2 protein-coding genes are annotated in these 2207 nt (G+C 72.3%); both read left to right on the top strand.

Annotation, left to right across the window (positions count from 1 at the left end):
* Positions 1-70: 70 nt before the first annotated feature.
* Positions 71-1315: an IS21 family transposase gene (istA, locus tag ABD994_RS30880; RefSeq protein ID WP_345425436.1), complete on the top strand. Its 1245-nt coding sequence runs from the start codon at positions 71-73 to the stop codon at positions 1313-1315.
* Positions 1315-2136 carry an IS21-like element helper ATPase IstB gene (istB, locus tag ABD994_RS30875; RefSeq protein ID WP_345425432.1) on the top strand — a complete coding sequence of 274 codons (822 nt, stop codon included), beginning with the start codon at positions 1315-1317 and terminating at the stop codon, positions 2134-2136. Before istA ends, istB begins: the two co-directional genes overlap by 1 nt.
* Positions 2137-2207 lie beyond the last annotated feature (71 nt).

Here is a 2207-nt window from a genome sequence, read left to right as displayed (position 1 = left end):
TGCTGACGACGCCTGAAAGCTGACCCCCTGGCGACGGGTGAATCTGGACCCCCCTTGCCGATGGGAAGGGGTGCTGAAGGTGGAGGACTGGGCGGAGATCCGGCGCCTGCATCGGGCCGAGGGGATGCCGATCAAGGCGGTCGCCCGCCGGCTCGGGGTCGGGCGGAACACGGTGCGCCGGGCGCTGGCCGCCGACGAGCCCCCGAAGTACCAGCGGCCGGCGAAGGGCTCGATCGTCGACGAGGTCGAACCACAGGTCCGGGAGCTGCTCGCCGACGTCCCCACGATGCCGGCCACGGTGATCGCCGAGCGGATCGGATGGACTCGCTCGCTCACGGTGCTCAAGGACCGGGTCCGAGAGCTGCGCCCGCTGTATCTGCCCGCGGATCCGTCCTCGCGCACCGAGTACCGGCCCGGCGAGCTCGCCCAGTGCGACCTGTGGTTCCCGCCGACCCCGGTGCCCCTCGGGGCGGGACAGGCCGGGAACCCGCCGGTGCTAGTGATGGTCTCGGGCTACTCGCGGGTGATGACCGCCCGGATGATCCCGTCGCGGCAGGGCCCGGACCTGCTGGCCGGGCAGTGGGCGCTGCTCGCCGGGTGGGGCGCCGTGCCGCGGGCGCTGGTCTGGGACAACGAGTCCGCGGTCGGCTCCTGGCGGGCCGGGCGCCCGGTCCTGACCGAGGCGATGACCGGGTTCCGCGGGGCTCTCGGGATCAGGGTGATCCTGTGTCGGCCTCGGGATCCGGAGGCCAAGGGGCTGGTCGAGCGCGCCAACGAGTATCTGGAGACCTCGTTCCTGCCCGGCCGCTCGTTCAGCGGTCCCGGTGACTTCAACGCCCAACTCGGGGTCTGGCTCGCCCGAGCCAACCAGCGCCACCACCGCCGGCTCGGCGCCCGGCCGGTCGAGCGGTGGGAAGCGGATCGGGCCGCGATGGTGGCGCTGCCGCCGGTGGCGCCGTCCTCGGGCTGGACGACCAGTCTGCGGCTGCCGCGGGACCACTATGTCCGCCTGGACGGCAACGACTACTCGGTGCACCCGGCCGCGGTCGGGCGCCGGGTCGTCGTCGACGCCGACCTCGAGCAGGTCGTCGCGACCCTCGACGGGCAGCAGGTCGCCCGCCATGTTCGGTGCTGGGCGCGGCACCAGAGCATCACCGACCCCGCCCACGCTGAGGCGACTGCCCGGCTGCGGCAGGCCTACCGCGAGCGGTCCGCGGCTCCCAGCGGCGAGGACGTCGCCTACCGAGATCTGGCCGACTACGACCGCATGTTCGGCCTCGACGACATGAGCGACGACATGGGCGAGGCGGTCTGATGCCCGCCAAGTCCCCGGTGGGGTCCTCGGCCGGCGCGCCCATCAGTGGGCGCAACGTGGCCTCGGAGCTGGCGTTCCTGACCCGGGCGCTCAAGGCACCGTCGCTGGCGGCGGCGGTCGAGCGGCTCGCCGAACGCGCCCGAGCCGAGAGCTGGACCCACGAGGAGTTCCTGGCCGCCTGCCTGCAACGCGAGGTCGCCGCCCGCGAGGCCCACGGCGGCGAGGGCCGCATCCGCGCCGCCCGCTTCCCGGCCCGCAAAAGCCTCGAGGACTTCGACGTCGAGCACCAGCGCTCGCTCAAGCGCGAGACCCTGGCCCACCTCGGGACGCTGGACTTCCTCGCGAACAAGGACAACGTGGTGTTCCTCGGCCCGCCGGGCACCGGCAAGACCCACCTCGCCATCGGCCTGGGTGTCCGGGCCTGCCAGGCCGGACACCGCACCCTGTTCGCCACCGCCGCCGAGTGGGTCGCCCGCCTCGCCGAGGCCCATCACGCCGGCCGCCTGCAGGCCGAGCTGACCAAGCTGGGCCGGGTCCCGCTGCTGATCATCGACGAGGTCGGCTACATCCCCTTCGAAGCCGAAGCGGCGAACCTGTTCTTCCAGCTCGTCTCCTCGCGCTACGAACAGGCCAGCCTGATCGTCACCAGCAACAAGCCCTTCGGCCGCTGGGGCGAGGTCTTCGGCGACGACGTCGTCGCCGCCGCCATGATCGACCGGCTGGTCCACCACGCCGAGGTCGTCTCGCTCAAAGGCGACAGCTACCGACTCAAAGACCGCGATCTCGGCCGCGTTCCCGCAGCCGGCCAGACCGACGACTAACGAGATCAACAACTGGTGGGGGGTCCACTTTCGGCCGTCGCCAAGGGGTCCAGATTCAGCCGTCGTTGACA

It is taken from the genome of Actinomycetospora chlora, from assembly GCF_039542135.1.
Classification (GTDB): domain Bacteria; phylum Actinomycetota; class Actinomycetes; order Mycobacteriales; family Pseudonocardiaceae; genus Actinomycetospora; species Actinomycetospora chlora.
Note: the sequence above shows the minus strand (reverse complement) of the source record. Positions and strands in the feature narration are given on the sequence as shown.